At 57.6% G+C, this 24049-nt stretch carries 24 protein-coding genes; 15 read left to right on the top strand and 9 right to left on the bottom strand.

The window, feature by feature from the left end; translation table 11 throughout:
* Positions 1-41: 41 nt before the first annotated feature.
* From EQV90_RS03330 to EQV90_RS03320, 3 genes are all read right to left on the bottom strand, one after another.
* Positions 42-341 (bottom strand): chorismate mutase, encoded by a 300-nt coding sequence (locus EQV90_RS03330; RefSeq protein WP_029612191.1) that lies wholly within the window; start codon positions 339-341, stop codon positions 42-44.
* 15 nt (positions 342-356) lie between these two features.
* Positions 357-2210, bottom strand: coding sequence for a DUF4105 domain-containing protein (locus EQV90_RS03325; RefSeq protein WP_127196768.1), 1854 nt, complete (start codon positions 2208-2210; stop codon positions 357-359).
* Positions 2211-2288: 78 nt separating this feature from the next.
* Complete coding sequence (locus tag EQV90_RS03320) at positions 2289-2777, bottom strand: DUF3015 domain-containing protein (protein ID WP_003443943.1); 489 nt, start codon at positions 2775-2777, stop codon at positions 2289-2291.
* A gap of 272 nt (positions 2778-3049) precedes the next feature.
* On the opposite strand from EQV90_RS03320, the gene EQV90_RS03315 reads away from it, so the two are divergent.
* On the top strand, positions 3050-5488 hold the full coding sequence (locus tag EQV90_RS03315; RefSeq protein ID WP_003443940.1) for an ATP-binding protein: 2439 nt from the start codon (positions 3050-3052) through the stop codon (positions 5486-5488).
* 210 nt (positions 5489-5698) lie between these two features.
* Positions 5699-6016, top strand: coding sequence for a hypothetical protein (locus tag EQV90_RS03310; RefSeq protein ID WP_003443937.1), 318 nt, complete (start codon positions 5699-5701; stop codon positions 6014-6016).
* A 9-nt stretch (positions 6017-6025) separates the two neighbouring features.
* On the opposite strand, the gene EQV90_RS03305 is transcribed toward EQV90_RS03310, so the two are convergent.
* Entirely contained in the window at positions 6026-7858 is a 1833-nt protein-coding gene (locus EQV90_RS03305) for a hypothetical protein (RefSeq protein ID WP_060781721.1), read from the bottom strand.
* A 143-nt stretch (positions 7859-8001) separates the two neighbouring features.
* On the opposite strand from EQV90_RS03305, the gene EQV90_RS03300 reads away from it, so the two are divergent.
* Together EQV90_RS03300 and EQV90_RS03295 are read left to right on the top strand one after the other, a co-directional pair.
* On the top strand, positions 8002-8490 hold the full coding sequence (locus EQV90_RS03300) for a TIGR00645 family protein (protein ID WP_003443930.1): 489 nt from the start codon (positions 8002-8004) through the stop codon (positions 8488-8490).
* A gap of 150 nt (positions 8491-8640) precedes the next feature.
* Complete coding sequence (locus EQV90_RS03295; RefSeq protein WP_003443927.1) at positions 8641-9258, top strand: FKBP-type peptidyl-prolyl cis-trans isomerase; 618 nt, start codon at positions 8641-8643, stop codon at positions 9256-9258.
* Between the two features lie 62 nt (positions 9259-9320).
* Here EQV90_RS03295 and EQV90_RS03290 read toward each other — a convergent pair whose 3' ends face one another.
* The 3 genes from EQV90_RS03290 to EQV90_RS03280 all read right to left on the bottom strand — a co-directional run bounded on the left by EQV90_RS03290 (position 9321) and on the right by EQV90_RS03280 (position 11276).
* Positions 9321-9593: a hypothetical protein gene (locus EQV90_RS03290; protein ID WP_003443924.1), complete on the bottom strand. Its 273-nt coding sequence runs from the start codon at positions 9591-9593 to the stop codon at positions 9321-9323.
* A 195-nt stretch (positions 9594-9788) separates the two neighbouring features.
* Complete coding sequence (locus tag EQV90_RS03285; protein WP_003443921.1) at positions 9789-10130, bottom strand: zinc ribbon domain-containing protein YjdM; 342 nt, start codon at positions 10128-10130, stop codon at positions 9789-9791.
* A 177-nt stretch (positions 10131-10307) separates the two neighbouring features.
* The gene (locus EQV90_RS03280) at positions 10308-11276 is read right to left on the bottom strand and encodes a polyprenyl synthetase family protein (RefSeq protein ID WP_003443918.1); all 969 of its coding nucleotides are present in this window, start codon (positions 11274-11276) and stop codon (positions 10308-10310) included.
* A gap of 241 nt (positions 11277-11517) precedes the next feature.
* Between EQV90_RS03280 and rplU the strand changes: the two genes are divergently transcribed.
* The 5 genes from rplU to EQV90_RS03255 all read left to right on the top strand — a co-directional run bounded on the left by rplU (position 11518) and on the right by EQV90_RS03255 (position 15284).
* On the top strand, positions 11518-11832 hold the full coding sequence (gene rplU / locus EQV90_RS03275) for a 50S ribosomal protein L21 (protein ID WP_003443915.1): 315 nt from the start codon (positions 11518-11520) through the stop codon (positions 11830-11832).
* Between the two features lie 34 nt (positions 11833-11866).
* Positions 11867-12142, top strand: coding sequence for a 50S ribosomal protein L27 (rpmA, locus tag EQV90_RS03270; RefSeq protein WP_003443913.1), 276 nt, complete (start codon positions 11867-11869; stop codon positions 12140-12142).
* Between the two features lie 197 nt (positions 12143-12339).
* Positions 12340-13566 (top strand): Obg family GTPase CgtA, encoded by a 1227-nt coding sequence (gene cgtA / locus EQV90_RS03265; RefSeq protein ID WP_003443910.1) that lies wholly within the window; start codon positions 12340-12342, stop codon positions 13564-13566.
* Between the two features lie 123 nt (positions 13567-13689).
* The gene (gene proB / locus EQV90_RS03260) at positions 13690-14808 is read left to right on the top strand and encodes a glutamate 5-kinase (protein WP_003443907.1); all 1119 of its coding nucleotides are present in this window, start codon (positions 13690-13692) and stop codon (positions 14806-14808) included.
* Positions 14809-14822: 14 nt separating this feature from the next.
* A complete protein-coding gene (locus EQV90_RS03255; protein ID WP_003443905.1) occupies positions 14823-15284 on the top strand; it encodes a CreA family protein in 462 nt (153 codons plus the stop codon).
* A 237-nt stretch (positions 15285-15521) separates the two neighbouring features.
* On the opposite strand, the gene rpsT is transcribed toward EQV90_RS03255, so the two are convergent.
* Entirely contained in the window at positions 15522-15800 is a 279-nt protein-coding gene (rpsT, locus tag EQV90_RS03250; protein ID WP_003443902.1) for a 30S ribosomal protein S20, read from the bottom strand.
* Between the two features lie 250 nt (positions 15801-16050).
* Between rpsT and murJ the strand changes: the two genes are divergently transcribed.
* From murJ to ispH, 6 genes are all read left to right on the top strand, one after another.
* Positions 16051-17589, top strand: a complete 1539-nt coding sequence (gene murJ, locus EQV90_RS03245; RefSeq protein ID WP_003443899.1) for a murein biosynthesis integral membrane protein MurJ — start codon at positions 16051-16053, stop codon at positions 17587-17589.
* Positions 17590-17707: 118 nt separating this feature from the next.
* Complete coding sequence (gene ribF / locus EQV90_RS03240) at positions 17708-18658, top strand: bifunctional riboflavin kinase/FAD synthetase (RefSeq protein WP_003443896.1); 951 nt, start codon at positions 17708-17710, stop codon at positions 18656-18658.
* Positions 18655-21486, top strand: a complete 2832-nt coding sequence (gene ileS, locus EQV90_RS03235) for an isoleucine--tRNA ligase (protein ID WP_003443893.1) — start codon at positions 18655-18657, stop codon at positions 21484-21486. Before ribF ends, ileS begins: the two co-directional genes overlap by 4 nt.
* Positions 21479-21994, top strand: coding sequence for a signal peptidase II (lspA, locus tag EQV90_RS03230; RefSeq protein ID WP_003443891.1), 516 nt, complete (start codon positions 21479-21481; stop codon positions 21992-21994). The genes ileS and lspA overlap by 8 nt, the downstream gene beginning before the upstream one ends.
* Positions 21987-22424, top strand: coding sequence for an FKBP-type peptidyl-prolyl cis-trans isomerase (fkpB, locus tag EQV90_RS03225; RefSeq protein ID WP_003443888.1), 438 nt, complete (start codon positions 21987-21989; stop codon positions 22422-22424). The genes lspA and fkpB overlap by 8 nt, the downstream gene beginning before the upstream one ends.
* Before the next feature lie 65 nt (positions 22425-22489).
* Positions 22490-23437, top strand: coding sequence for a 4-hydroxy-3-methylbut-2-enyl diphosphate reductase (gene ispH, locus EQV90_RS03220; protein ID WP_003443885.1), 948 nt, complete (start codon positions 22490-22492; stop codon positions 23435-23437).
* Here ispH and EQV90_RS03215 read toward each other — a convergent pair.
* A complete protein-coding gene (locus EQV90_RS03215) occupies positions 23434-23949 on the bottom strand; it encodes a GspH/FimT family pseudopilin (protein WP_235972393.1) in 516 nt (171 codons plus the stop codon). The two genes, ispH and EQV90_RS03215, sit on opposite strands and share 4 nt — an antisense overlap.
* Positions 23950-24049 lie beyond the last annotated feature (100 nt).

The raw sequence follows: 24049 nt of genomic DNA, 5'->3' as shown, positions 1-24049 counted from the left end.
TTTTCAATCCAGCAGCGAACAGCTCGCGCCTACAGTTTTATTTAGTCAGCCAGCTGCAACGCTGCATGCTCTGCCAGCTCCTGCTGGATAAAAGCAGCAATCATGGCGCGGTAGACGCTTTCGGTTACATCGGGGTTGGCTCCCAGCTCCTCTGCCAGGGCGCGGGCCTTGGCGATAACCTGTTCAACCCGCTGTGGCGCTTTCACCGCTGCACTGTCTTTCTTGAAGCCTGCGGCCTGGGAGACATAGGCTCCGCGTTCGGCGATCAGGCTGACGATCTGGCGATCGAGGCGGTCGATCTGCCCGCGCACTTGTTCAAGGGAATCACAGGTGACTGCCATGTTTTTAAACTCCATTCAGTAGTGATACCACTTCAGTTCCAGCATGACTTCGTTCACCGGGGAGCTGAGGTGGCTGAACTCACGTTGTGCGGTCAATCGCAGCCCGAGGTTGCGTGACACTTCCCATTGCTGGTTCAGGCTCAGGCTGCGGCGGATTTCGCCGTTGGTGAAGTAGTCGCCTTTGGCTTCCAGGCTCAGGTTGCCCAGCGGATTGCGCCACAACACACCGGTGTTGAAGCCCGCCGCTGGCGACACAAAGGCCGCGAAGTCGTTGTTGTGCTCTACGCGCAGGGTGCCCAGGGCGAATCCCAGCATATTTTCGCCCAATTGCCAGGTGCCGCCTGCGCCGCCATTGACGTGGCTGACCAGGTTTTCGTCGCCATGCTTGCCGAGGACGCGCTCGAGCCCGCCACCTACTTGCCAGGACCAGGGCTGCAGCAAGTCGTTGCGTGGGGTCAATGAACGGATATTGGCCAGGTCCAGCTGCTGGACCTGCCAGTGATTACCCTCGTACTGACGCAGCTTGAGTTGCAGAATTTCAATCTGGGCACCCAGAGGAAATCCCGGAGCGTTGTCGTTCAGGTCGTGATAGGCCATGCGCAGGCCGTATTCGGCAAACGCCTTGTCGTCCCGGCTACCGGCGCCCAGCTGCCAGGTGCGCGACTCGTGGCCGTTTTCGGGCAGTTCGGGTTTTTCGACCTCAAGCCCGGGCGCGGGATTCTGGTTAATGGCCCGCAGCAGTTCGAAGCTGCGCTGTGAGCGCTCGGTGTCCCGCTCAAGGCCATTGGCCCGGTAGCGTTCAAGGCGATAAGCCGCGTCGATAATCAGCGCCTGACGCTCTTTGGGCAGCGCCTTGAATTGCGGGTTTTGCAGCTGGGCCTGATCGGCGCTGACCTGCAGTACCCATTGCTGTTCTTCAGGATCCAGCACCTTGGCGCGATCCAGCAGTTCACGCTCGCGGGACGGGCGATATTCGATGCTTTCCACCAGCCCGGCTTCCTTTACCGCTTTCACGGTGTCGGTGGGGATCGCGGTCAGCGGGAACTGGCTGGTCAGTTGCAAGCCGGGGCGCGCTACTTGCAGCAGTTCAAGCAAGCGGTATGAACAGTTTTCGTCGAAGAAGAAATAGTCGAACTGGATTTGTTTGAGTTCCCACACATGTTCGACCATGCGCTGGGTTTCTTCGGGTGTCAGATTCAGGCGGTATTCCCACAGGTCGCGGTTCTCGAGACTGCGGTATTCCGAGAGCTTTTCCTGGTAGGGCACCAGGGCAAACAGGCCGGGATAGCCGCCGGCCAAACCTTTCCAGGCATACAGAATACTGTTGTCGGAACCTTCAATGTAGGCGCCGAAGTTGATCGCATAGCTGAGCAGCGCGGTCTTGTTGCTCTGCACGTCGGCCTGGTCGATACGCAACAGGGTGTGGCCGAACATCGACGACGGGCTGTTGAGGTAGGCCGCCGGGAAAATCATCACCGTGCTGTCGGGAGCCACATCTTTAAACCACTGGCTGAACTCTGCGCACTCGGCCTTGGGCAGGTCGGTCAGGTTCAGCTGGGCCTTGAGCCAGCGGGTGCGTGCCGGGTATACGCATTGCGGGTGCTTGTCTCCCAGGTTCAGGGGGGCATACAACGCCGTCAGGGTCGCGCGCAGTTCGGCATCCGGATGCTCGGCGCCGTCTTTGGCGAGAAAGAATTTGTCATCGCTGACATAGCTGCGCCAGCCGCCCAGTTTGCGGGCTTCATAATGGCCCAGGGAGATCCAGAACGGATCGTTGGCCAGTTGCTGCACTCGTTGATCGTCAATATGAGGTGCGGCATACAGCGGGGCGCAGGCACAGAGCGCCAGGTAGGCAAGGCGTTTGAGCATGGTGGGCAACTGTTGTCAGACAAATAGAAGTGAAGCTGGAGAATACCCGCTCCGGGAGGAGCGGGCGGTGCTCATTTGTTACGCAGCAGTTGCGTATTTCGCCAGGCGTGCGTCGCCTTTGAGGATGGCCAGAGTGTTGGTGTGTACATCGTCAGCGGTTACGTCGGCTTTGCTGAAGATTTGCTGGAAGTGCTCGTGGGTGACAGCTGCGAAATGATCGCGGTCTTCAGGGGCCACACCCAGTACCACCGCATAGGTGGTCAGTGCTTCGCCATTGCCTTTGGCCATGTCTTCGGACAGTTCGTTCATCATGCCGTTCATGGCAATCCACGATTTGCCGCCGTAAGTCAGGGCATCCTTGGTCGTACAGCCGTTGGTCCCGGAAGTCATACCGAAGGTAGCGTTGCCGGAGGTGCCGTTGGTGGTTGATGCGAGGAAGTGAGCCGGTGTGCCGCGCTGACCTTCAAACAACATGTTGCCCCAACCACAGTTCGGGCCACCCGGTGCTTGCGCCATGGCATTGAGGGAAACAACAGTAAAGAGAGTACCAAGAAGAATCCGTTTCATAAGCTTTGTTCTCTATGAGTGTGCAACCAATGGACAAGGGTGTCTGGCCCAGAAGCGCCAGAACGGGCCGGTTATTAATCCAGCCGCGTAACAAGTAGGAGTCTAGGCACGATCGGACGGTTCCGTGAAATTTTGTAAAACAATCTTCGATCGGGCACATTTTCAGCCTGTAAATACCGGGCCCTGATTTTTCAAGTGCTATGCGCCTTGCCAGTGGGATACAGCCAGCGCCAGAATGCGTTCATCTGCCCCGCCCGATGTAAGGAAGCCCGATGCCTGATCCTGTAGCTGCCAGCTTGCGTCTAGCGCCTGACGCGCTAACCCGTCCGTTCTCCGCTGAACAGTTCAGCTTCTCCAACACCAATGATCTGGAGCCTTTTCGCGGCATTCTCGGCCAGGAGCGAGCGGTCGAAGCCCTGCAATTTGGCGTGGCCATGCCACGTCCGGGTTACAACGTATTTGTCATGGGCGAGCCGGGTACCGGACGCTTTTCGTTCGTCAAACGCTACCTCAAGGCCGAGGGCAAACGCCTGAAGTCACCCAGCGACTGGGTCTATGTCAATAATTTCGACGAGCCGCGCGAGCCGCGCGCACTGGAGCTGCCTGCGAGCACCGCCGGTGCGTTCATCAGCGACATCAATGGTTTGATCGACAACCTGCTGGCGACCTTTCCGGCGGTGTTTGAACACCCGACTTACCAGCAACGCAAGAGCGCCATCGATCGCGGTTTCAATCAGCGTTACGACCGTGCCCTGGATGTGATCGAGCGTCTGGCGCTGGAAAAAGGCGTGGCGCTGTATCGCGACAGCAGCAACGTGGCCTTTACCCCGATGAGCGAGGGCAAGGCGCTGGACGAGGCCGAGTTTTCGCAATTGCCCGACGAAGAGCGTGAGCGGTTCCACGAGGATATTTCCGGGCTTGAGGAGCGGCTGAATGAAGAGCTTGCGAGTCTGCCGCAGTGGAAGCGTGAATCGAACAATCAGCTACGCCACCTGAACGAAGAAACCATCACCCTGGCGCTGCAACCTTTGCTGGCACCGCTGTCGCAAAAGTACGCCGAAAATGGTGCGGTCTGCGGATATATGCAGGCCATGCAGGTGTACCTGCTGAAGACTGTGGTCGAGCAACTGGTCGACGACAGCAAAACCGATGCCCAGGCCCGCAAGTTGCTCGAAGAGCAGTACCTGCCGAGCCTGGTGGTGGGCCAGCCCATGAGCGGCGGCGCACCGGTGGTGTTTGAGCCGCACCCGACCTACGACAACCTGTTTGGCCGCATCGAATACAGCACTGACCAGGGGGCGCTGTACACCACGTATCGCCAGCTGCGTCCCGGGGCACTGCACCGGGCCAATGGCGGCTTTCTGATTCTTGAAGCCGAGAAAATGCTCAGCGAACCCTTTGTCTGGGATGCTCTCAAGCGTGCCCTGCAGTCGCGCAAGCTGAAGATGGAGTCGCCGCTGGGCGAGATGGGCCGCCTGGCCACCATCACCCTCAACCCGCAAGTGATTCCGTTGCAGGTCAAGGTCATCATCATCGGTGCCCGCCAGTTGTACTACACGCTGCAGGATCTGGATCCGGACTTCCAGGAGATGTTCCGGGTGCTGGTGGACTTCGATGAAGACATCCCGATGGTCGACGAGAGCCTGGAGCAGTTCGCCCAGTTGCTCACCACTCGCACCTCGGAAGAGGGCATGGCGCCGTTGACCGCTGATGCCGTTGCGCGTCTGGCGACCTACAGCGCACGTCTTGCCGAGCATCAGGGGCGTTTGTCGGCGCGTATCGGTGATCTGTTCCAGCTGGTCAGCGAGGCAGACTTCATTCGCCATCTGGCCAACGACGAGATGACGGATGCCGGACACATCGAGCGGGCGCTCAAAGCCAAGGCCACCCGTACCGGCCGGGTTTCGGCGCGGATTCTTGACGACATGCTGGCCGGGATCATTCTGATCGACACCGATGGTGCGGCGGTCGGCAAGTGCAACGGCCTGACGGTACTTGAAGTGGGGGACTCGGCCTTCGGTGTGCCTGCGCGGATTTCTGCCACGGTGTACCCGGGGGGCAGCGGCATTGTCGACATCGAGCGCGAGGTTAACCTCGGGCAGCCGATTCACTCCAAGGGTGTGATGATTCTGACCGGTTATCTGGGCAGCCGTTATGCCCAGGAGTTCCCGCTGGCGATCTCGGCCAGTATCGCGCTGGAGCAGTCCTACGGTTACGTCGATGGTGACAGTGCCTCGCTGGGTGAGGCCTGTACGTTGATTTCGGCGCTGTCCAAAACAGCCCTCAAGCAGTGCTTTGCGATCACCGGTTCGATCAACCAGTTTGGCGAAGTGCAGGCGGTGGGCGGGGTCAACGAGAAGATCGAAGGCTTCTTCCGTCTGTGCGAGGCGCGTGGTCTGACGGGCGAGCAGGGCGCTATCATCCCGCAAGCCAACGTGGCGACCTTGATGCTGGATGAAAAGGTGTTGCAGGCGGTACGTGATGGCAAGTTCCACGTTTACGCGGTACGCCAGGCGGATGAGGCGTTGAGCCTGTTGGTCGGCGAGCCGGCCGGTGAACCGGATGCCGAAGGTCAGTTTCCGGAAGGCAGCGTAAATGCCCGGGTGGTTGAAAGATTGCGGGCGATTGCCGAGATGATCAACGACGAGGACCTCAAGGAAGCCGAAAAGGAACTACTTGCCGAGGCGCTGGCGGCTAAAAAGCCGGCCTGACGCTGGGGCAACTGTAGAAGCGAGCTTGCTCGCGAGCCTTTCACGGCTTGCACAAGCTCGTTCCTGCAGCGGCCAGGGCATCCGTTTGTCATGGCAGCCTCTGCTGTCAGATTCTTCCTCTATTCTCAATGCAGGACTTCCACTGTCGTCACTGGAATGATGCAGCCCGTAGTGCGTGGCTGATGACAGAATTTACCGAGGGTCGCCGCCATGTCGCGCAACCTTTGTCTTACCCGCCAATGCCTGGGTCTGGTCACCCGTATTGAATGCAGCATTCGTCCGCTGGCAGGCAATACCGGGATGTGGACGCTGTTGTTTGCTGCCGGTCTGGCAGGCGAGCAGCCGACTACGATCAAAGCCCAGGGTCCGTTCCCCGGTCCTTTCGTGGCCGAAACCATTCTGGAATCAATCGTTGAAAGCCTGACGCTGCATGGCTATCGGCTTGCCGATGACCCGCAGATCTGGTGCCTGCACGTGCAGGCCCAGTTGCGCCAGATCAACGGTGGACGCTGTCACGCCTCCCGCTAGGCCGCTGAATCAGCGGGGCGGGGTGACTTCGGGGACTTTGTCGAGCTTGACTTCAAATCCGTACTCGACAGGCAGCAGGTCTTTGCGGGCATAGCTTTCGAGCTGGGTGGGCTGTCCATAGAAATAATGCACGTCAAACAGCGCCGGGCCATTGGGTTCGGCGCTATGGCTTACGGCGAGCACTTCCTTGAGGTAGTTGCCGGTGTCGTCTTTGGCGTAAAAGCGCCAGGCCTCGGACGGGAACAGTTTCTGATCAACAACTAGTGCGTTGCCTTTGAGTTCGAGGCCTTTGGGCAGTTGAGCCGTGTTCAGGGGCTGTTTGTCGATGGCGGCGATAAACATGGGCATCGAGCCAATCGCGTAAGCCGGAGTTTCGGGGAACAGATTGAGGTCATAGGTGATGACCCCGGTATGCGGGTCAACATCGAAGGCTTCGATGGGCAGCTCCAGAGGCTCGCTGCGCTTGCCGTTGTCGTCTTCGGCGAAGAAGGTGACAGGTGCGTCAGCCGTGTCGGGCAACGCGCCCAGCAGCTCGTCATTGAAGGTTTGCGGGTGACTGAACTCAAGGGTGGCGGCGCTGGCGTCATCTACGGTCTGGCTGATGACGACGCTTTTTATCAGTTGCTCAGGCTCAAGGCTCGCGTCCTTGAGGTAGTTGACGGCCTGATCGTCATACACCACCACCGACAGCGGCAGGGGTTGAATGTCTTTGCCCACTACCGTCTTGTCGAGCCGGCGCACAGGCAGGTCGAGGTTTTTGCGGGTGATATTGGCCGTGGAGAAGTCGAGCACGCTGATGTCGAGGTTTTCGATATTTCCGTTGAAATACACCTTGCTGTAGTGATGGGTGTGTTTCTGGTCAAAGTCCTGCTGTTCGTTATCCAGCTGTTGTCCGAATGCTTCGCTCCACGCGGTTTGCTTGAGCATCTGCGCCAGTTGCTGCTGATAGAACGCCAGTTGCTCGGCGTTCTCATTGATCGAGCCTGAGCGCGACAGGAACTGCCCGCTGTGGTCGCGGGCCTGGATGATCAGCGGATTGAGCGGTGTATCGCGTACCTCTTCGGCCAGCTCGGCGCTGTTGTTGATATCGACTTCGGCGAAGTTTTTGCCCAATGCCAGCAGGGTCACGCTGATCGTACCCTCGGTGCTGGTTTTGCCCACATCCTTGCTGCTCAGGTTGAAGTGGACCACTTTGCCGGGCGCGATCACCTCGACCTTGCCGTGCAGCATCAGGGGCTGAGGTTGCTGAATGTTTTCAGTTTCAATCCCGTCGATATAGGGGTAGGTGACCGTGAGATCGTCCGGGTTGCTCAGATTGGCGCTGGAAGGGCTGAGCTGGATGCCGGGATCGGTTTCAGACCACTCGGTCTGGAAGGGCACCTCTTGCTTGTTGCTCAGGGTTACGGATTGCCATTCAAGTGCATGGGGGAACGGAAACTCGGAATCGCTGTTTGCCGGGAACGGGAACACGGGCTCAAGGTCGGTCAGATAATCGGAGCTGGAGTTTTTACGCACCACAAACAGACCATTGATGTAGGTGTCGCTCAGGGCCTGGCTGCTGGGGTAGTGCTTGAGCAGCGCCAGGTCGTCATCGCCATATTCGGTTTCAATCGGCTTCTCCTCGAGCTTGACCCGGGCCCGTTCGAGCAACAGCAACGAGCCACCCAGATCGGCTACCGCATCCTTGAGTTGTTGGTCCTGAATGGTATCGAGGCTCTTTTCGAATGCGGCGCTGCGCTCTTCCAGGCTGGCCTGCTGGTGTTTGTCGTCAGGCGAGCAGCCACCCGTGATGAGCAAAGCAATTGAAAGCCCGAGACAACCCAAGGGAAATCGCAGATCCATTGTTCAGTTTTCCTGTCCGAAAGCGGTGCTGAGGAGGTCGACACTAGCAGATAATTTATTTAACAGGCTGTTTCAAGGGCTTTATCTCTGACGATTTGTCACTGATATACTCGCGCCCATTTTTTTACTTCCTGTGAGTTTCAATGGAACGCTTTATCGAAAACGCAATGTACGCCTCGCGCTGGATTCTGGCGCCGATTTACTTCGGGCTCTCGCTGGGCTTGCTGGCCCTGGCGTTGAAATTCTTCCAGGAAGTGTTTCATGTAATTCCCAACGTGTTCGCGCTATCTGAGTCGGACTTGATCCTGGTCATCCTGTCGTTGATCGACATGGCCCTGGTGGGAGGGTTGCTGGTAATGGTGATGATTTCGGGCTACGAGAACTTCGTCTCCCAGCTGGACATCGATGACCACAAGGAGAAGCTTAGCTGGCTGGGTACCATGGACTCGACTTCGCTGAAGATGAAAGTCGCAGCGTCGATCGTGGCGATCTCCTCGATCCACCTGCTGCGGGTGTTTATGGATGCACGCAACATCGAGCCGCAGTATCTGATGTGGTACGTGATCATTCATATGACTTTCGTGGTGTCGGCGTTTGCCATGGGCTATCTCGACAAGCTGACCAAGCATTGATTGGTGTCGTGGCGCGCGTTACATGAAGGCGGGCTGCGAAGGCTTTGGGGGCTGTGGTAGTCTGCTCGCCCTTTTTTGGTTCTGGGCGGTTGAGGAACGGCTGTTTTTGCAGCTGGTTTTTTCTGAATCGCCCTACAGCGGAGCAGTGTTATGTCCGAAGTAAATCTGTCGACCGACGAAACCCGCGTTAGCTACGGCATTGGCCGTCAGCTGGGTGACCAACTGCGCGACAACCCGCCACCGGGCGTTAGCCTGGACGCAATCCTGGCTGGCCTGACCGATGCTTTCGCCGGTAAAGAAAGCCGTGTAGGTCAGGAAGAACTGAGCGCCAGCTTTAAAGTTATCCGCGAGCTGATGCAAGCTGAAGCGGCTGCCAAGGCAGAAGCTGCAGCGGGCGAAGGCAAGGCTTTCCTGGCTGAAAACGCCAAGAAGGACGGGATCACCACCCTGGCTTCGGGTCTGCAATTTGAAGTTGTGACTGCAGGTGAAGGCGCCAAGCCATCCCGTGAAGACACTGTACGTGTTCACTACCACGGCACCCTGATTGACGGCACTGTGTTCGACAGCTCCTACGATCGTGGTCAGCCAGCCGAATTCCCGGTCGGCGGCGTAATTGCTGGCTGGACCGAAGCCCTGCAACTGATGAACGCCGGCAGCAAATGGCGCATCTACGTGCCGAGCGAATTGGCCTACGGCGCCCAGGGCGTTGGCAGCATCGCTCCGCACAGCGTGCTGGTATTCGACGTTGAGCTGCTGGAAGTTCTGTAAGACTTCGGTGCTTTAACGGTGACCGCGGGTTTGCACGCAAGCCTGCGGTCACACCAGGCGCTTCATATTTCCAGTTTGGCGTGATGCTCGTGAGCATCGGTCGTGCCGATCGGGCGCAATGCCCGGGCATAGCAAAACAGAAACAGATTTCGCACCAGTTCTTTGAGCACCACCGGCTCACTTGAGTTGAGTCCGTTGAAATCCAGGTCGCCCTGATCCTGTAGCTCGTTGAGCGCTTCTTCTTCCAGCACCGCACAGACTTCCCCGGTTTCCCGATGCAGGATTCGCAGATAGGGATGTGGACGGTCCAGCCAGGCATCAATTAAATAAGTCATGGTCGTCATCTCCTTGATGAATACCAATGAGAATAATTCTTATTCAATTAATAGCAAGTGCCTATTGGCGGATTTGTTTTCTTTGTGGGTAAAAGCTGCTGCGGGTCAAAGTTGATGGCTTTTTGATGTTGCGCGGAAGTTTTGCGAGGGGAGTGGCACCTTCCTGCGCGGAACGCAGGAAGGAATACAGCAGGATCAGACCTTGCGCACGAACTCTGACTTGAGTTTCATTGGGCCGATACCGTCGATTTTGCAGTCGATATCATGGTCGCCATCGCACAGGCGGATGTTTTTGACCTTGGTGCCGACCTTGACCACCAGGGAGGTACCCTTGATTTTCAGGTCCTTGATCACGGTGATGGTGTCGCCGTCGGTCAGGACAGTGCCTGCGGAGTCTTTGTAGACTTTTACATCGCTGGCTTCTTCGGCGTCGCCGCTGGCGGACCACTCATGGGCGCATTCCGGGCAGATCAGCTGGACGCCGTCTTCGTAGGTGTATTCGGAATTGCATTTTGGGCAGGGTGGCAACGTGCTCACTAAAGCTCCTTAAGAGTCCGGATGGCTAAAAGGCACGCATTGTATAGGGTTTTGTTGGTGCGCGGTGGTTAGGGATGTGACGAACCTGTGGGAGCGGGCTTGCCAGCGATTGCATCACCTTGCCATCACTGATGGATCGAGGTGTATGCATCGCTGGCAAACCAGCTCCCACAAGGTTTAGTGCGTGCGGGCGACCGCGAACTCGCTCAGCTCAACCAGTGCGTCGCGGTATTCGCTGGGCGGCAGGCTTTCAAGGCAGGCAATTGCACGGGCTACATAATCACGCGCCAGTTGTGCGGTGTATTCCAGTGAACCGGACTCCTCCACGGCAACGCGAATGCTCTCCAGGTCTTCAATGCCACCTTTTTGAATCGCTTTACGAACCAGAGCGGCCTGTTCGGCCGTGCCTTCGCGCATGGTGTAGATCAGCGGCAAGGTCGGTTTGCCCTCTGCCAGATCGTCGCCCACGTTTTTACCCAGGGTTTCGGCATCGCCACGGTAGTCGAGCAAGTCGTCTACCAGCTGGAACGCCACACCCAGGTGATCGCCAAAGGTACGCAATGCTTCGCTCTGTTCAGGTGTGGCACCGGCCAGGGCCGCAGCGCTGTGGGTCGAGGCCTCGAACAGCATCGCGGTTTTGCCGCGAATCACTTCCATGTAGGTTTCTTCGGTGGTGCTGGCGTCGCGCACTTTGGACAGTTGCAGGACTTCGCCTTCAGCAATGATGCGGGTGGCTTGCGACAGGATTTTCATCACTGGCATCGAGCCCAGCTCGACCATCATTTCGAAGGAGCGCGAGTACAGGAAGTCGCCGACCAGTACGCTTGGGGCATTGCCCCAGGTTGCATTGGCGGTCTTGCGGCCGCGGCGCATGCCGGACATGTCCACAACATCGTCGTGGAGCAGGGTCGCGGTGTGCAGGAACTCAATGGTCGCGGCCAGCAAGCGCAAGTCGTCGCCTTCGCGGCCCAGGGCCTTGCCGCACAACAACACTAATAAAGGACGAAGGCGTTTGCCGCCGGCCGAAGTGATGTAGTCGCCGATTTTTGAGACCAGCGGGACGCGTGAAGTCAGCTGCTTCTTGATGATGTCGTCGACGGCGCTAAAATCGTCCGCCACCGCGCGGTAGAAAGCTTGGGGTTGCATCAGCGACAGTTGCTCCAGAAGGGTTGCGCGGCATGCTAGGTCGGGGGGCTGGGCCTGTCAAGGCGTGATGGGCGGCCCCTTGCAACCCTGACGTGGCTTGCGTACAATCGCGCACCCTGAACTTCCTGGGCAGCACCTGCCTTACGCAATTGCACTTGGGCCGTTCCAGCCCCATGCAGCCATGCCAGCCAATACCTTTACCTATAAAGAGCTGGGTGAGCAGGATTATCGGAGAAATACCATGTCGTACGCAGTAATCGTTACTGGTGGCAAGCAATACAAAGTAGCACCAGGTGAATACCTGAAGATCGAGAAACTGGAAATCGCCACTGGCGAATCCGTAACTTTTGATCGCGTTCTGTTGGTCGCCAATGGCGACGACGTTAACATCGGCGCTCCAGTTGTTCCTGGCGCCACTGTTGTTGCTGAAGTGATTTCCCAAGGTCGTCACGACAAGATCCGCATCATCAAGTTCCGTCGTCGTAAGCACCACATGAAGCGTATGGGCCACCGCCAGTGGTACACCGAGATCAAAATCACCGGTATTCAGGCTTAATTTCAGCCTAATTCCTCACTAGGAGAATTGACTCATGGCACACAAAAAAGCTGGTGGTAGTACCCGTAACGGTCGCGACTCAGAAGCCAAACGCCTTGGCGTGAAGATGTATGGCGGCCAGGCTATCATCCCGGGCAACATCATCGTGCGTCAGCGCGGCACTCAATTCCACGCTGGCTACGGCGTTGGTATGGGTAAAGATCACACCCTGTTCGCGAAAGTGGAAGGCGTGATCAAGTTCCAGGTTAAGGGCGCCTTCGGTCGTCGCTATGTAAGCATCGTTCCGAAGACTGCAGTCGTCGCGGCGTAAAAGCTTGGTAGCTGGAAGAGCCCTGTCTTGCGACGGGGCTTTTTCGTTTGTGGGGTGAGTCTCTTGCAAAACTGTTTGTATGGGCTGCCGGCGCTGGATTTAACGGTCGTTGATTGAGGTCGCTGCGCTCATTTTTGCAAGAGTCTTATGTCTTGGTTTTTATCGGCTCGTCCTGATGACGAGAGGCGCGTTTTGTTATGAAGTTTGTTGATGAAGTATCGATCAAAGTAAAAGCTGGCGACGGTGGTAACGGTTGCATGAGTTTCCGTCGCGAAAAATTCATCGAGAACGGTGGTCCGAACGGTGGTGATGGTGGTGACGGCGGCTCGATCTATATGGTCGCTGACGAAAACCTCAACACCCTGGTTGACTACCGTTACACGCGTCACTTTGACGCTCAGCGCGGTTCGAATGGCGGCAGCGCCGATTGCACCGGCCGTAAAGGCGAAGACATGATTCTGCGGGTTCCGGTCGGTACGACCGTGATTGACGCAGGCACCCAGGAAATCATCGGCGACCTGACCAAGGCCGGCCAGCGTTTGCTGGTTGTGCATGGCGGCTGGCACGGTCTGGGTAACACCCGTTTCAAATCCAGTACCAACCGGGCTCCGCGCCAGACCACTCCGGGCAAGCCGGGTGAGCAGCGCGACCTGAAACTGGAATTGAAAGTACTGGCTGATGTCGGTTTGCTGGGCTTGCCGAATGCGGGCAAAAGTACCTTTATCCGTTCGGTATCTGCAGCCAAGCCTAAAGTGGCGGATTATCCGTTCACCACCCTGGTGCCAAACCTGGGCGTAGTCAGTGTCGATCGCTGGAAGAGCTTCGTGATCGCGGATATTCCCGGTCTGATCGAAGGTGCTTCCGACGGTGCCGGCCTGGGGATTCGCTTCCTCAAGCACTTGGCGCGTACGCGTTTGTTGCTGCACCTTGTGGACATGGCGCCAGTTGAAGGCACCGACAGCGCTGCAGATACTGCTGAAGTCATCGTCAACGAGCTGACCAAATTCAGCCCGTCGCTGGCTGAGCGTGATCGCTGGCTGGTGCTGAACAAGTGCGATTCGTTGCCTGAAGAAGAGCACGATGCGCGGGTCAAGGAAGTTGTGGATCGCCTTGAGTGGACCGGTCCGGTGTATGTGATCTCGGCCATTGCCAAGATTGGCACCGAGAAGCTTTGCCACGACATCATGCGTTATCTCGAAGATCGTGCCGATCGTCTGGCCAATGACCCTGCCTACAAGGCTGAGTTGAGTGAGCTTGATCAGCGCATCGAAGATGAAGCGCGTGCCCAGTTGCAGGCGCTGGATGATCAGCGTGCCCTGCGCCGCAGCGGCGTGAAGAGCGTCCACGACATCGGTGAAGATGACTGGGACGAAGAAGATGTTGATGATGAAGATGGTCCGGAAATCATTTACGTCCGCGACTGATTCCTTGCAGTAAACTGAAGCGCCGCTCAATCGAGCGGCGTTTTGGTATCTACGAAACGGTAATCAAAATAATTCCATGGGCAGCGCTCGGTCGTGCTGCTCTCAGGCATAGGTTGGATGATGATGCGGAGCAAGGTGACGGGTGCGCGGCGTTGGGTCGTAAAGATCGGCAGCGCATTGCTGACAGCGGATGGCAAGGGGCTGGATCGCGCGGCGATGGGCGTCTGGGTCGAGCAAATGGTGGCCCTGCACGAGGCAGGCGTGGAGCTGGTGCTGGTGTCTTCCGGTGCGGTAGCGGCCGGGATGAGCCGCCTCGGCTGGACAGTCCGACCCAGTGCGATGCATGAGCTGCAGGCGGCTGCGGCCATTGGTCAGATGGGGTTGGTGCAGGCCTGGGAGTCGAGCTTCGCCGAGCATTCCCGGCACACCGCGCAAATTCTCCTGACCCATGATGACCTGTCTGACCGCAAGCGTTACCTGAATGCCCGCAGTACGTTGCGCGCGTTGGTCGAGCTGGGTGTGATCCCGGTCATCAATGAAAACGACACCGTGGTTACCGATGAAATCCGCTTTGGTGATAACGATACGCTGGCCGCGCTGGTGGCCAATCTGGTCGAGGCTGATCTGCTGGTCATTCTGACGGATCGTGATGGCATGTTTGATGCGGATCCGCGCAACAACCCGGATGCCAAAATGATCTACGAGGCGCGTGCCGATGATCCGGCGCTGGATGCTGTGGCGGGCGGTACGGGCGGTGCGCTGGGGCGTGGCGGCATGCAGACCAAGTTGCGGGCGGCGCGTCTGGCGGCCCGTTCCGGGGCGCACACCATTATCGTCGGCGGTCGTCTGGAGCGGGTGCTGGATCGCCTGAAGGCTGGCGAGCGTCTGGGTACATTGCTGTCGCCGGAACGCGGCATGCTGGCTGCGCGCAAGCAGTGGCTGGCTGGGCATCTGCAGACCCGTGGCACGCTGGTGCTGGATGATGGCGCTGTGTCTGCGTTGTCCCAGGGTAATAAAAGCTTGCTCCCTGTGGGTGTCAAAGCGGTGCAGGGTGGCTTCCGTCGCGGCGAAATGGTGGTGTGCGTGGCGGCGGACGGTCGAGAGATTGCCCGTGGTCTGGCCAACTACAGTGCGGGCGAAGCGCAGAAAATAATCGGACAGTCGTCAGATGCGATTGTCGGTTTGTTGGGGTATATGGCGGAACCTGAACTGGTTCATCGCGATAATCTGATCCTGGTCTGATTTTGAGGTGTGGCATGCGCTTGATTAGCGGTTTGTTGGGGTTGATGTTGGCGATGCCGTTGCTGGCTTCTGCCGAAGAAATCGGCACGGTGTCGACGGTGTTCAAGTTTGTCGGGCCCAATGACCGGATTGTGGTCGAGGCTTTCGATGATCCCAAGGTTGACGGGGTTACCTGCTATCTGTCGCGTGCCAAGACCGGCGGCATGAAGGGCGGGCTGGGGCTGGCCGAGGATCGTGCTGAGGCCTCCATTGCGTGTCGTCAGACGGGCGCTATCAGCTTCAAGGGTGACTTGAAGGATGGTGAGGAGGTATTCAAGGAGCGTACATCGCTGGTGTTCAAGACCATGCAGGTGGTGCGATTCCTCGACAAAAAGCGCAATACACTGGTTTACCTGGTGTATAGCGACCGCCTGATCGAAGGCAGTCCGCAGAATGCGGTGACGGCGATCCCGATTTTGCCGTGGCCGCACGAGTAACGGCTCTTAATAAAAAAGCTGCGACGGGGTAAAGCCTTTCGCGGCTTTTTTTGTGCCTGCGCAATGCTGGGGCTGTGGTGGTTCTGTAGGTGCTTACGAACGCAGCAGCCGTATATCTTGCGGGCGCTGTGCGCTCGATCGCAGTCTCGCGCAGCTCCTGCAGGCCGGGTCGTTCTGGCATAAAACGCAGGCAATAAAAAACCGACCCGGAGGTCGGTTTTTTAAAAAGCTTATCGCTTAAGCGGCTGTCGCAAGGTTCAGTGCCTTGACGTGGCCATTCAGGCGGCTCTTATGGCGAGCAGCTTTGTTCTTGTGGATGATGCCTTTATCGGCCATACGGTCGATAACAGGGACAGCCAGAACATAAGCAGCTTGCGCTTTAGCAGCGTCTTTTGCGTCGATGGCCTTAACTACATTCTTGATGTAGGTACGAACCATGGAACGCAGGCTGGCGTTGTGGCTGCGACGCTTCTCAGCCTGTTTTGCACGTTTTTTGGCGGAAGGTGTGTTGGCCACCGTCGAGCTCCTCGAAAGACTTTTGGGAAATAACAAACAAAATAGGCCGCGAATCATGCCGATGACGACAACTCTTGTCAAGGGCGATTGATACGATCCGCTGAGTGGTGGATCGAGGGAGACGGGAGATTTATTTCCGGCGCTTGACCTGTAAACTCGCGAGCTTGGCTCTGTGCTGTTGCGGCGCGCAGTATCGCATAAGTGGGCGCTTTGTTCGCCTGCTCTTTCTCTATAGGCAAAAACTCTTTCAATGAATTTGCTCAAATCGTTAGCGGCCGTCAGCTCTATCACAATGATTTCAAGGGTTCTGGGCTTTGTTCGTGACACCATTATTGCGCGCACCTTTGGTGCCGGAATGGCCACGGATGCGTTCTTTATTGCCTTCAAATTGCCCAATCTGCTGCGCAGGATCTTCGCCGAGGGGGCTTTTTCCCAAGCCTTTGTGCCGATTCTGGCCGAATACAAAAGTCAGCAAGGCGAGGAGGCGACACGTACATTTGTTGCTTACGTGGCCGGACTGCTGACATTGGTACTGGCGATCGTGACCATTTTGGGGATGATCGCCGCGCCTTGGGTGATCTGGGCTACGGCGCCGGGTTTTGCCACCACCCCGGAAAAGTTCGAACTCACTTCCGATATGTTGCGGGTTACGTTCCCTTATATATTGCTGATCTCGTTGTCATCGCTGGCAGGGGCGATCCTCAATACCTGGAACCGGTTTTCGGTGCCGGCCTTCGTGCCGACTTTGCTTAACGTCAGCATGATTATTTTTGCCCTGTTTCTGACGCCATACTTCGATCCGCCGGTCATGGCCCTGGGGTGGGCGGTACTGGTCGGCGGTTTAGCCCAGCTGTTATTTCAGCTACCGCACCTGAAGAAAATCGGCATGCTGGTGCTTCCGCGGCTCAACCTGCGGGATACCGGGGTGTGGAGGGTCATGAAGCAGATGCTGCCGGCCATTCTGGGAGTCTCGGTCAGTCAGATTTCGCTGATTATCAACACGATTTTTGCCTCCTTTCTGGTCGCCGGATCGGTGTCCTGGATGTATTACGCAGACCGTTTGATGGAGTTGCCGTCTGGCGTACTGGGTGTGGCGCTGGGTACGATTCTGTTGCCGACGCTGTCAAAAACCTACGCCAACAAGGATCGCCATGAGTATTCGCGAATCCTCGATTGGGGGCTGCGCCTGTGCTTTGTGCTCGTATTGCCGTGCTCTCTGGCGCTGGCCATCCTCGCAGAGCCGTTGACCGTGTCGCTGTTTCAATACGGCCAGTTCACTGCGCTGGACTCGGCCATGACCCAGCGTGCCCTGATTGCCTACTCGTTCGGATTGCTCGGGATTATTTTGATCAAAGTCCTGGCGCCGGGGTTCTACGCCCAGCAGAACATACGCACGCCGGTAAAAATCGCAGTATTCACTCTGGTCATCACGCAATTGCTCAATCTGGTATTTATCGTGCCGTTGCAGCATGCAGGCCTGGCGCTGGCGATCAGTGTCGGTGCCTGTATCAATGCCGGCTTGCTGTTTTGGCAGATACGCAAACAGAAGCTGTTTGTCGCTCAGCCGGGCTGGGGCAAATACCTGTTCAAGCTGGTGCTGGCCGTGGCTGTGATGTGCGCTGTTCTGTTGGGGCTGATGCAACTGATGCCGGCCTGGGACCAGGGCCATATGCTGGAGCGCTTCATGCGTTTGGGCGGGTTGGTGGTTGCGGGTGTACTGGTTTATTTCGGCATGTTATTGCTGCTGGGCTTGCGTTTGAAAGATTTCGCCCGCAAGTCTCTTGTGTGAGGTAATTGCAGGTCAGACGTCTATTTTGTCGATTTGACCTGATTTGCCTTGCGCTGTTGCCTGTCGTACAGGGCTGGGTGTGGTTATAATCGGCCACTTTATGAGCAAGAAGCGCGTTATGCAGCTGGTTCGAGGCCTTCACAATCTGCGGCCCCAACATCGGGGCTGTGTCGCCACTATTGGCAACTTTGACGGTGTACACCGTGGTCACCAGGCTATCCTGGAGCGGCTGCGTGAACGTGCACTGGAGTTGGGCGTGCCCAGCTGCGTGGTGATTTTTGAGCCGCAGCCGCGCGAATTTTTTGCCCCTGAGACCGCTCCGGCGCGTTTGGCCCGGCTGCGCGACAAGCTGCAGCTATTGGCTGACGCCGGGGTAGATCGGGTGCTGTGCCTGGCGTTCAATCAACGTCTGTGCGAACTCAGTGCTGCCGAGTTTGTCGACACGATTCTTGTCGACGGTCTGGGCGTACAGCACCTGGAGGTCGGTGACGACTTCCGTTTTGGCTGTGACCGGGTCGGCGACTTTGATTTCCTGCAACAAGCGGGTGTCATGCAAAACTTTACCGTCGAAGCGGCGCAAACCGTTGAACTTGATGGTGTACGTATCAGCAGCACCAAGGTGCGTGATGCCCTGGCCGGTGCTGACTTCGGTCTCGCAGAGCGCTTGCTGGGCCGTCCGTTTCAAATTGCTGGCAGGGTATTGCACGGGCAGAAGCTGGCGCGCCAGCTGGGTACGCCGACTGCCAATATCCAGCTCAAGCGTCGTCGGGTTCCGTTGACCGGGGTTTATCTGGTGAGCGTTGAAGTCGACGGGAAAACCTGGCCGGGCGTCGCCAATATTGGCGTCAGGCCAACCGTTGCAGGGGATGGCAGCGCCCATCTTGAAGTACATCTGTTGGATTACGCCGGCGACTTGTATGGTCGGCGTTTGACCGTGGCATTCCACCACAAGCTGCGTGATGAGCAGCGTTTCGCCTCCCTTGAGGCGCTCAAGACGGCGATCAATGCGGACGTCGCCGCCGCCCGAGCCTATTGGCTGGGTCAACCGCTTAAAAAGAGCCTGAAATGACCGACTACAAAGCCACGCTAAACCTTCCGGACACAGCCTTCCCAATGAAGGCCGGCCTGCCACAGCGCGAACCGCAAATTTTGCAGCGCTGGGACAGCATTGGCCTGTACGGGAAGTTGCGCGAGATTGGCAAGGATCGTCCGAAGTTCGTACTTCACGACGGTCCTCCGTACGCCAACGGCACGATTCACATCGGTCATGCGCTGAACAAGATTCTGAAGGACATGATCATCCGCTCGAAAACCCTGTCGGGTTTCGATGCGCCGTACGTGCCGGGTTGGGACTGTCACGGACTGCCGATCGAGCACAAGGTGGAAGTGACCCACGGTAAAAACCTGAGCCCGGATAAAACCCGCGAGCTTTGCCGTGCCTATGCCACCGAGCAGATCGAAGGCCAGAAGTCCGAATTCATCCGTCTGGGTGTGCTGGGTGATTTTGCCAACCCGTACAAAACCATGGACTTCAAAAACGAAGCCGGTGAAATCCGTGCTTTGGCCGAAATCGTCAAAGGCGGTTTCGTGTTTAAAGGCCTCAAGCCTGTGAACTGGTGTTTCGACTGTGGTTCGGCCCTGGCTGAAGCGGAAGTCGAGTACCAGGACAAAAAATCCGCGGCCATCGATGTTGCATTCCCGATTGCCGACGAAGCCAGGCTGGCCGAGGCCTTTGGTCTGGCGACATTGAGCAAGCCGACATCGATCGTGATCTGGACCACCACTCCGTGGACCATCCCGGCCAACCAGGCGCTTAACGTGCACCCCGAGTTCACCTATGCGCTGGTCGACGTGGGCGACCGGTTACTGGTACTGGCTGAAGAGCTGGTCGAGTCGAGCCTGGCCCGCTACAACCTGCAAGGTTCGGTCATCGCCACCACCACCGGTACTGCGCTTGAACTGATCAACTTCCGTCACCCGTTCTACGACCGTCTGTCGCCAGTCTATCTGGCCGAGTACGTTGAGCTGGGCGCAGGCACCGGCGTGGTTCACTCCGCCCCGGCTTACGGCGTAGACGACTTCGTGACCTGCAAAGCCTATGGCATGGTCAACGATGAGATTATCAACCCGGTTCAAAGCAACGGCGTTTACGTACCGTCGCTGGAATTCTTTGGTGGCCAGTTCATCTGGAAGGCCAACCAGAACATCATCGACAAGCTGATCGAAGTCGGTTCGCTGATGTTCACTGAAACCATCAGCCACAGCTACATGCACTGCTGGCGCCACAAAACGCCGCTGATCTACCGCGCAACCGCGCAGTGGTTTATCGGTATGGACAAGGAGCCGGTTGTCGGCGACACCTTGCGCACCCGTGCGATCAAGGCCATCGAAGACACCCAGTTCGTTCCGGCCTGGGGCCAGGCCCGCCTGCATTCGATGATCGCCAACCGTCCGGACTGGTGCATCTCGCGTCAGCGCAACTGGGGCGTGCCGATACCGTTCTTCCTGAACAAGGAAAGCGGCGAGCTGCACCCGCGTACCGTCGAAATGATGGAGGAAGTGGCCAAGCGCGTCGAAGTCGAAGGCATTGAAGCCTGGTTCAAGATGGATGCTGCCGAGCTGCTGGGCGACGAAGCGCCGCTGTACGACAAGATCAGCGACACTCTGGACGTCTGGTTCGATTCTGGCACCACGCACTGGCATGTTCTGCGCGGCTCGCACCCTATGGGCCACGAGACAGGTCCGCGTGCCGACCTCTATCTTGAAGGTTCCGATCAGCATCGTGGCTGGTTCCACTCGTCGCTGCTGACCGGTTGCGCCATCGACAACCACGCGCCGTACCGCGAACTGCTGACACACGGTTTCACCGTGGATGAGGCCGGGCGCAAAATGTCCAAGTCCCTGGGCAACGTGATTGCACCGCAAAAGGTCAACGACACCCTGGGTGCAGACATCATGCGTCTGTGGGTTGCTTCGACTGACTACTCGGGGGAAATCGCGGTTTCTGACCAGATCCTGCAGCGCAGTGCGGACGCCTACCGGCGTATCCGCAACACCGCTCGCTTCCTGCTCTCGAACCTGAGCGGCTTCAACCCTGCTACCGATATCCTGCCGGCCGAAGAAATGCTGGCCCTGGACCGTTGGGCGGTTGACCGCGCACTGCTGCTGCAGCGCGAGCTGGAGCTGCATTACGGCGAGTATCGTTTCTGGAACGTGTACTCCAAGGTGCACAACTTCTGCGTGCAAGAGCTGGGCGGCTTCTACCTCGACATCATCAAGGACCGTCAGTACACCACTGGCGCCAACAGCAAGGCCCGTCGTTCGTGCCAGACCGCGCTGTTCCATATCAGCGAAGCGCTGGTGCGCTGGATCGCGCCGATCCTGTCGTTCACTGCTGACGAGCTGTGGCAATACCTGCCGGGCGAGCGCAACGAATCGGTGATGCTCAATACCTGGTACGAAGGCCTGAGCGAGATGCCGGAAGGCACCGAGATGGATCGCGCCTACTGGGAGCGAATCATGGCGGTCAAGGTTGCAGTCAACAAAGAAATGGAAAACCTGCGCGCGGCCAAGGCCATTGGCGGCAACCTGCAGGCGGAAGTTACCCTGTTTGCCGAAGATGATCTGGCTGCAGACCTGTCCATGTTGAGCAATGAACTGCGTTTCGTACTGATCACCTCTACCGCCAGCGTTGCGCCGTTTGTCCAGGCACCGGCGGATGCAGTAGTCACCGAAGTCGCGGGCCTCAAGCTCAAAGTGGTCAAGTCGGCACACGCCAAGTGCGCCCGTTGCTGGCATTGCCGCGAAGACGTCGGTGTGAATCCGGAGCATCCGGAAATCTGCGGTCGTTGTGTCGACAACATCAGCGGCGCCGGCGAGGTACGTCACTATGCCTAATACCAGCAATGCCGGGCGCTTCGGGCGCCTGGGCTGGCTCTGGTTGACGTTGCTGGTCCTGGTCATTGACCAGGCCAGCAAGACCTACTTCGATGGCGCCCTGCAGATGTATCAGCGAATCGTGGTGATCCCCGATTTCTTCAGCTGGACCCTGGCCTATAACTCGGGTGCTGCCTTCAGCTTTCTGGCTGACAGCTCCGGCTGGCAGCGTTGGCTGTTTGCCCTGATTGCCGTGGTCGTCAGTGGGGTCCTGCTGGTGTGGCTCAAGCGTCTTGGACGTAACGACACCTGGCTGGCCATCGGGCTTGCACTGATCCTGGGCGGTGCGCTGGGCAACCTGTATGACCGCATCGCCTACGGGCATGTGATCGATTTCATTCTGGTGCATTGGGAACATCGACTGTTCCCTGCGTTCAATGTCGCAGACAGTGCGATTTGTGTCGGAGCAGTAATGCTGGCACTGGATATGTTCAAAAGTAAGAAGTCCGGAGAGTCAGCTCATGACTGAGCAACGTATTGGCCAGAACACAGAAGTCACCCTGCATTTCGCTTTGCGTCTTGAAAATGGCGACACCGTCGACAGCACGTTCGACAAGTCGCCTGCCACTTTCAAGGTCGGTGATGGCAGCCTGTTGCCAGGTTTTGAAGCCGCTCTGTTCGGCTTCAAGGCCGGTGACAAACGCACTCTGGAGATCCTTCCGGAAAACGCCTTTGGCCAGCCAAACCCGCAAAATGTGCAGATAATTCCACGTTCGCAGTTCAAGGACATGGAGTTGTCGGAAGGCTTGCTGGTGATCTTCAACGACGCGGCCAACACCGAGCTTCCGGGTGTGGTCAAAGTTTTTGACGATGAGCAAGTGACTATCGATTTCAACCACCCGTTGTCAGGCAAGACCCTGACGTTCGACGTGGAAATCAAAGACGTAAAAGCGCTGTAATTCAGTGCCCGGCGCAAGCCGGGCCTGATTGGCATTATTTTTCTGCGCGTCCCACGAGGCCCAGCATGCATATCAAACTCGCCAACCCCCGTGGCTTCTGCGCCGGGGTGGACCGGGCGATTGAAATCGTCAATCGCGCTCTGGAAGTATTCGGTCCGCCTATCTATGTTCGCCACGAAGTGGTGCACAACAAATTTGTCGTCGAAGACCTGCGCTCCCGTGGCGCAATCTTTGTTGAAGAACTGGACCAGGTACCGGACGATGTAATCCTCATTTTCAGTGCCCACGGTGTTTCCCAGGCTGTGCGTACCGAGGCTGCAGGCCGTGGCCTTAAAGTGTTCGATGCCACCTGTCCGCTGGTTACCAAGGTGCATATCGAAGTAGCCCGCTACAGCCGTGACGGCCGCGAATGCATCCTGATCGGTCATGCCGGTCACCCGGAAGTCGAAGGCACCATGGGTCAGTACGATGCCAGGAATGGCGGCGCCATTTACCTGGTCGAAGATGAAAAAGATGTCGCCAACCTGAATGTGATCAACCCGGAAAAACTGGCGTTTGTTACTCAGACCACCTTGTCGATGGACGATACCAGCCGGGTGATCGACGCTCTTCGCGCGCGTTTTCCGGCAATTGGCGGTCCGCGCAAGAATGACATCTGCTACGCCACGCAAAACCGCCAGGACGCCGTCAAACAACTGGCTGACGAGTGTGATGTGGTGTTGGTGGTGGGCAGCCCCAACAGCTCCAACTCCAACCGTCTGCGTGAGTTGGCCGAGCGCATGGCAACCCCGGCGTACCTGATTGATGGTGCCGAAGACCTGCAGCAAAGCTGGTTTGAAGGCGTCGAGTCGATTGGTATCACGGCGGGTGCTTCGGCGCCTGAAGTGCTGGTACGCGGCGTGATACGCCAATTGCATGCCTGGGGCGCAACGGGTGCCGATGAATTGGCCGGTCGCGAAGAGAACATTACATTCTCCATGCCTAAAGAGCTGCGCGTTCGCTCGCTGCTTTAAGCGCATAAATCTTGCGCCGCCTGATTGCGGCGCAAGCTGATACGCCCACTTTTTGCCAGTACCACTTGATAGTGACTCAGGGCTGTCTGTGCCTGGCAAACATGCAACGTCCCGGCCTGAAACGCTCCGCCGATCAGCAAAGGTTCACCCAGCGGGTTGAACCGGACGTAGCTCTTAACGGGCGTATTACCGGCAATCGGTACCTGAAAGCTGCCTTGCCTCTCGGCCAGCACCGGATTGTCCGGATCGAGATGGCCCTGGCCGCTCAGATCCAGAATGGTCTTCCAGCCTCGGCTCCAGTCTTGTTCCTGTGCCTGTACGATCACGTATTGATGGCGTACCAGCGCCTCTGTGCGGGCATTGCGCAGGCTGCCGGCCAGTTGCTCCGCCATGCCCAGGCGCCGTTGCTGTTCTATAAGTGTGTTGTAGACCGGGCTCGCGAACTGGGCGGTCAGCGCAACGATCAACAGCGTGAATGACAGTTGGATCAGGCTCATGCCTCGTTGCTTCATGATGTCCTCCGTGACCATGCGCAATCCTTGCGCCCTTTGATGTATAGATCAGAAAAAAGACGACCTGGCCGGGCAACGGTTTCATCATGTTTAAGCTGTA

The sequence above is a fragment of the Pseudomonas sp. TMW22089 genome (assembly GCF_022496645.1).
Classification (GTDB): Bacteria; Pseudomonadota; Gammaproteobacteria; order Pseudomonadales; family Pseudomonadaceae; genus Aquipseudomonas; species Aquipseudomonas paraversuta.
This window is presented reverse-complemented; position numbering and strand designations above follow the sequence as displayed.